At 38.0% G+C, this 6,155-nt stretch carries 6 protein-coding genes, 1 rRNA gene and 1 other RNA gene; all 8 read right to left on the bottom strand.

Annotation, left to right across the window (positions count from 1 at the left end):
- Positions 1-192 (bottom strand): 16S ribosomal RNA (locus H624_RS0107650); the annotation flags it as partial.
- Positions 193-553: 361 nt separating this feature from the next.
- On the bottom strand, positions 554-1,150 hold the full coding sequence (gene recR, locus H624_RS0107645; protein ID WP_026867057.1) for a recombination mediator RecR: 597 nt from the start codon (positions 1,148-1,150) through the stop codon (positions 554-556).
- Positions 1,151-1,474 (bottom strand): YbaB/EbfC family nucleoid-associated protein, encoded by a 324-nt coding sequence (locus H624_RS0107640; protein ID WP_026867056.1) that lies wholly within the window; start codon positions 1,472-1,474, stop codon positions 1,151-1,153. It abuts the gene before it with no gap.
- A 67-nt stretch (positions 1,475-1,541) separates the two neighbouring features.
- Positions 1,542-3,176, bottom strand: coding sequence for a DNA polymerase III subunit gamma/tau (gene dnaX, locus H624_RS0107635; RefSeq protein WP_026867055.1), 1,635 nt, complete (start codon positions 3,174-3,176; stop codon positions 1,542-1,544).
- Between the two features lie 115 nt (positions 3,177-3,291).
- Positions 3,292-3,558, bottom strand: an RNA gene (gene ffs, locus H624_RS12385) — signal recognition particle sRNA large type.
- A gap of 48 nt (positions 3,559-3,606) precedes the next feature.
- A complete protein-coding gene (locus H624_RS0107630; protein ID WP_026867054.1) occupies positions 3,607-4,668 on the bottom strand; it encodes a carboxypeptidase-like regulatory domain-containing protein in 1,062 nt (353 codons plus the stop codon).
- Positions 4,658-5,461, bottom strand: coding sequence for an ABC transporter ATP-binding protein (locus H624_RS0107625; protein ID WP_026867053.1), 804 nt, complete (start codon positions 5,459-5,461; stop codon positions 4,658-4,660). The genes H624_RS0107630 and H624_RS0107625 overlap by 11 nt, the downstream gene beginning before the upstream one ends.
- Before the next feature lie 142 nt (positions 5,462-5,603).
- Complete coding sequence (locus tag H624_RS0107620) at positions 5,604-6,065, bottom strand: YehR family lipoprotein (protein WP_026867052.1); 462 nt, start codon at positions 6,063-6,065, stop codon at positions 5,604-5,606.
- Positions 6,066-6,155 lie beyond the last annotated feature (90 nt).

Raw genomic sequence — 6,155 nt, 5'->3', positions numbered from 1 at the left:
TGTAATCCAACTTATCCGGTATTAGCTACCGTTTCCGGTAGTTATCCCAGTCTAAAGGGTAGGTTGCCCACGTGTTACTCACCCGTCCGCCGCTCGATTGTAAGGAGCAAGCTCCTTACGCTCGCGCTCGACTTGCATGTATTAGGCACGCCGCCAGCGTTCATCCTGAGCCAGGATCAAACTCTCCATGATTGGAAAGCTTTTACTAAGCTCACTCGATACTGCTGACAGTATCTACTTGCGTTTGTATTGTTCGCCTCAATCTGTGCTCCTATCTTAATAGAAGACTTTTTATTCGGAATTAAACGTTGACATATTGTCATTCAGTTTTCAATGTTCTCGTTTGTAAAGTTTGTGTAAATTTCTTGTTGACTGTTTTTAATTATAACACGTTGTCGACTCGAACGCAAGCATTAATTTTGTTAACTCTTATGTTGTGTTTTGTTGTGTTCGTGTTTGTCGCTCAACAAGATATAACTATACAGGACACTAAGAATTAATGCAACCCTTTATTTAAAAATTTATTTAAAAAATTATAAGGGCATGCACGCCCTTATAATTCAGTCCTATATTCTATTGCCTTAGATAGGGTGACTTCGTCCGCATATTCTAGATCGCCACCAATAGGTAAGCCATGTGCCAGGCGAGTTGTCTTGATACCAATCGGTTTGATGAGCCGAGTTAAATACATTGCAGTCGACTCCCCTTCAATATTCGGGTTAGTTGCTAGTATGAGTTCATTTACTTCTTCATCTTTTAATCTTTCTAATAATGATGGAATGTTAATATCCTCAGGTCCAATTCCGTCCATAGGGCTAATTGCACCATGGAGAACGTGGTACAGACCTTTATACTCACGCATTTTCTCCATAGCAATGACGTCCTTAGTATCCTGAACTACACAAATCGTCGAACGATCCCTATTCTTATCTTGGCAAATATAACACGGGTCTATATCTGTAATATGCCCACATACACTGCAAAAAGTTAACTCTCTTTTAACTTGCATGAGGCTTTTAGAAAAGTCTACTACGTCGTCTTCTTTCATATTAAGTACATAAAATGCCAGGCGCTGAGCTGTTTTCGGCCCAATACCTGGCAATTTCATGAAGCTGTCAATGAGCTTAGATATCGGTTCTGGGTAATGCATTTACATCATCCCTGGAATATTTAAGCCTTTTGTGTGCTTACCAAGACGTTCACTTGTTAGTTCATCAGCTTTGTTCATTGCTTCATTAGTTGCCGCGACAATGAGATCTTGTAACATATCGATATCATCTGGGTCTACAACATCTTCTTTGATTACAACGTCAATGACTTCTTTATGTCCAGAAACAACAACGGTCACCATACCGCCACCTGCAGTACCTTCAACTTGTTCTTCTTTCAGCTTCGCTTGTTCTTCTTCCATTTTCTTTTGCATTTTCTGCATCTGCTTCATCATGCCTTGCATGTTATTCATACCACCGCGCATGTTTTCATCCTCCGATACATTTTTATTTCTTCCATATTATATATGATTATGACTTTTTTACAAAGTATCAATCATTCACCTCAACGATATCTCCAAACATTTTCTTTGCGATATCTGAGGATTTCTCTTCAGTAGACTGTTTTTGCTGAATGTCACTTCTGTGTTGATCAATATAATTTTGTCTGACTTGCTTCCAACTCGAATCTGGGACCCCAACAACTTGTACTTTCTTACCTATAATTTCCAGTATTAACTTTTCAAGCTCTTCTTTTTTGCTGGCATTCTGATTGATAAGTTCACAGTGCACATCATTATCAAACTTGATTAAGACATGCGTATCGCTTGCAGCAACCGGTACAGAATCTTTGATTAGAGCTCGTAAAGATTGAAGACCTTTATCTTCAATGTATTTATAGACCCCTGGCCAACCATCTTTAAGTTTAACTAAATCCTCTTTATTCGCATTTTTCAATACACGTTCTATCTTCTCAATTGAGAACCCTTGCTTACTTCTTGCAACAGTTTTCTTCGGTTTTTCTTTCACTTCAATGCCTTGTTCTATCTTCTCTTGTAGAGCATTAATTTGAGCCTTAAGTTCTACAATCTCATTAGACGAAGCTTCATTGATGTTCGCAGAAGGATGTACTGATTCAAGTACACGAATCAGTTTAACAATGACAATTTCCAAGTGCACACTCGTATTTACTGAAAATCTCATGCTGACCATTGCATCATTTAACACATCAACCATCTTGTACAAAATTTCATTTTCTGTATGAACAAAGGCTGTACCCTCAGTAATCTTATTAGAGTGCTTCATCAATATAACATCTCTTATAAAGAATACAAGCTCATGGACTAGACGTGTCGGGTCCTTACCTTCATCTATAAATTGCTGATATTTATGAAATGCCGCTTCTGTGTTTTTATCCTCTATTGTTTTTAACCAGTCATTTAATTCATCTTGTTCAATACCGCCTGTAATCATTACCGCGTCTTCCATAGTCACTTCATCACTTGAAAAGGCAATGACCTGATCCATAATTGACAATGCGTCACGCATTCCGCCTTCTGCAATTCTCGCAATATAGCGTAGTGCATTTGGATCGTACTTAGTACCTTCTTGGTCCGCAACAAATTCAAGTCGCTCAGTTATTTCATTAAGATCAAGTGATTTAAAATCAAATCTCTGTGTTCTAGAAATAATCGTCGCGGGAATCTTATGGGGTTCTGTAGTTGCTAAGATAAATATAGCATGTGCTGGTGGTTCCTCTAGGGTTTTTAACAGCGCATTAAAAGCACCTGTCGTTAACATATGAACCTCATCTATAATGTAGACTTTGAACTTCGTTTCCGCTGGTGCATACTTCACCTTATCACGAATATTACGAATTTCATCTACACCATTATTACTTGCAGCATCAATTTCAATCACATCGTTCGCACTACCGTCAGTAATAGATTGGCAAATTTCACATTCATTACACGGTTCACCATCCTGTTCGTTCGGACAGTTTAAAGCTTTAGCAAAGACCTTAGCGATACTTGTCTTACCAGTACCTCTTGGTCCACTAAATAAATAGGCATGTGATTCCTTACCGCGTTGAATGGCATTTTGTAAGGTTTTAGTTACGTGACGCTGGCCAACAACATCACTAAATTTCTGAGGCCGAAAAGCTCTATATAACGCCTGATATTCCATCAAAAGGCACCTCATCTTTTCATTATTTCTAGCTGTAATTATAACATATGGTGTGCTTTAGACCCTTATATTTAGGCATAAAAAAAGACTTCATTCTTATGAAGTCAAAAAAGTACCGTGCACCGCTTTGTCGTGTCTGATGAACAAGCGTTACTCGTAAGTTCAACTCAATCACGGCAACCCTACGGCACATAGAATTGGCCACTTAATGCTGCTTCCTTCCGGACCTGACATGGTTCATGACGTTCTATTGCATAGGACCGCAATATCAACATTGAAGCTTACGAGGCAGTCCTCACACTCCAAACCCTCAAAAGCGGGATTCAGCCTTGCTAGAGCGGATTGCAAGTACAGGGCACCGCTACCTCCCCGCTTAGCACGGTAAGTTATATAATATCAAATTACTTTTCTTCATGCAAGAAATCTTTGCTTATCTAACAAAACGTCGGTAGACGATAACTCCAATTGTTGACAGTAGTAGTAAGACGCCGACTGAAATTAAAGTAATTTCTAACCCGGATATACTGTCCGAAATTGATTCTTCAGACTTTTCATCTGTTTCTGTTTCTTCTACAGGTGCTTCATCGGCTTCAGACGTTTCTTTTTCTTCTTCGCTGTCTTCTTCAACAGGTTCTTCACTTTCAATTTCTTGAACCTCAATAGAATAACCTAGCTTATCTCTATTGCCGACCTCAACATCAATAGGTTCTGTTGTGGTTTGGTAAGAATCGTTTTCTTTCATATTTAATGTATATGTACCTGGAGCCACATCTTCAAAAAGAAATTCTCCATTGGCATCAGATTGAGATTCAACAGAATCTTCTCCATCCGTTAATACGAGCGTAATACCTTCCACACTCGCTTCACTGACATCAATAACAGAGCCACTAACTGTATAACCTTCTCCCTCAAGCGCTTGAATCGAAATACCTTCTTCATTCTTAGGTTCTTCAGCTACCTCTTCTTCCACAACTGGTTCTGTCTCTTCCACTATAGGCTCTTCATATGTTTGAACAGGCTCTTGATATTCCGTTTCATTGGCTTGATCACTATAACCGTCATCTTGAGTCTCTCTTTGATTGCCTTCTACCCATACACCATTGGAATCATAATAACCTTCTGTATTATCGCCCTCTATCCACACACCGTTGGCATCGTAATAACCCTCTGAGTTATTACCATCATTCCAATTATTATCATTATAGTTGTTCGTGTTACTTTGACCACCTTCTACCCAGTTACCATTCGTATCATAATATCCTTCAGACGTCGAACCATCATTCCACGTTTCATTATTAGCATTCGGTTCTTGATAACTATCATTTGTCACACCATTTTGACCTTCATTATATGTATCTGTTTGATTATTATTTTGCCAAGGATCTTGATATTCGTTGTTATATTGATTATTATCTCCCTCAACTGCCTGAACATTTAAAGGACTAAATACAATTAAAAATGCGATAAAGATTAAGATGTATTTATTTTTCATCCTTAGCCTCCGTCTCTTTAATGATTAAACTCGGTCTGTCATTATCAAACCTAACAGCCACCGGTGTCTTATACGCTTCACTTAAATTATAATCTGTTAACACTTCTTTTTTTGGTCCTGCCTTTAACACTTCCCCATCTTTAATAAGTAAAACATGGGTAATCGGTTGAATTAATTCTTCTATATGATGCGTCACATAGAGTAAATGTCGGTCTTCATCACTTATTCTTTTTACAATGTTTAAGACATCTTCTCTCGCTCTCACATCAAGTCCACTACATGGTTCATCTAAGATCAACAGCTCAGGCCCTCCCATTAGCGCACGTCCAATCAATATCCTTCTTCTCTCACCTTGTGAGAAAGTATCATATGTACGGTCGCGCAAATGACTAAGATTCAACATATGGAGTATTGAATCCCCAAGATCGATTGTTTCAGGATCTAGATCTTCGTAAATACCAAATGAAGCAAATTTACCACTGATGATAATGTTAATTGCTGTCTCTCTATTCAATGTTTGATGAAATTTATCGAGACTGGAGCTGACATAACCAATCTTCTTTCGCATCTCAGGTAAGCTTGCCTTACCAAATTCAGTACCAATAACCGTAGCTTTGCCACTTGTAGGATAATTATAACCGAGCACAATATCTAAAATAGATGTCTTACCCGCACCATTTAAACCAAGAATTGCCCACTGTTCACCACTATTAACTGTCCAAGAAACATCTTTCAAAATTTCCTTTTTGCCGCGGCGCCACGTAATATTTTTTAATGAAATAATCTCTCCCACGGTTGTCACTCCTAAAACTTCACTTTTAACTCCATTATAACTGTAATACCACCAGTTCAACATAGCTAGAAGATAAAAAAGGATGAGAAGTCTCAAATTCAAGATTTCTCATCCAAAGCTTATATATTATCATTTTGTATTTCTATTCTTCTGAATCTTCACCGACTTCTGTATAACCTTGAGATTCTAACATTTCAGCAGACCTTTCCATGCTGACACCTTCTTCTGGATCACCTTCAAGATCAATACCTGTCACATTTTGTGCTTCATCATAATCTAGTTCTTCATAATTCACTGTTAACTGTTCTACAGCCTCGTCATCACCAAATTCAATACTGTAGTCAACACCTTGTAGACCTTCATATTCTTCAGAGACAGGTCCTAGAATTTCTTCCGCTTCTTCTTTAGTGATACCTAGTTCTTCATAGTTAACGATATTCTCAGCATCTTGACTGATTACTTCATCCCCATTGTAAGTATAGACTAAGGTACTGTCGATACCGCCTTCATTCATTTCAAATGTCCGCGTCTCTTCACTGCTTCCACAAGCCGTCAGTACAAGCATTACAGCAATAAATAAAAATAATGCCCAAGCCTTCTTCATATACATACCCCCATTTGTTTATATTCTATAAATTACCCTAATAACTTACAATAAACATTTTTTATGTACTGCCTTTATATATTTTTATAA

The sequence above is a fragment of the Jeotgalicoccus marinus DSM 19772 genome (assembly GCF_000425825.1).
GTDB classification, from domain to species: domain Bacteria; phylum Bacillota; class Bacilli; order Staphylococcales; family Salinicoccaceae; genus Jeotgalicoccus; species Jeotgalicoccus marinus.
The sequence above is the reverse complement of the archived record's forward strand: the minus strand, read 5'-3'. Positions and strand labels throughout refer to the sequence as shown.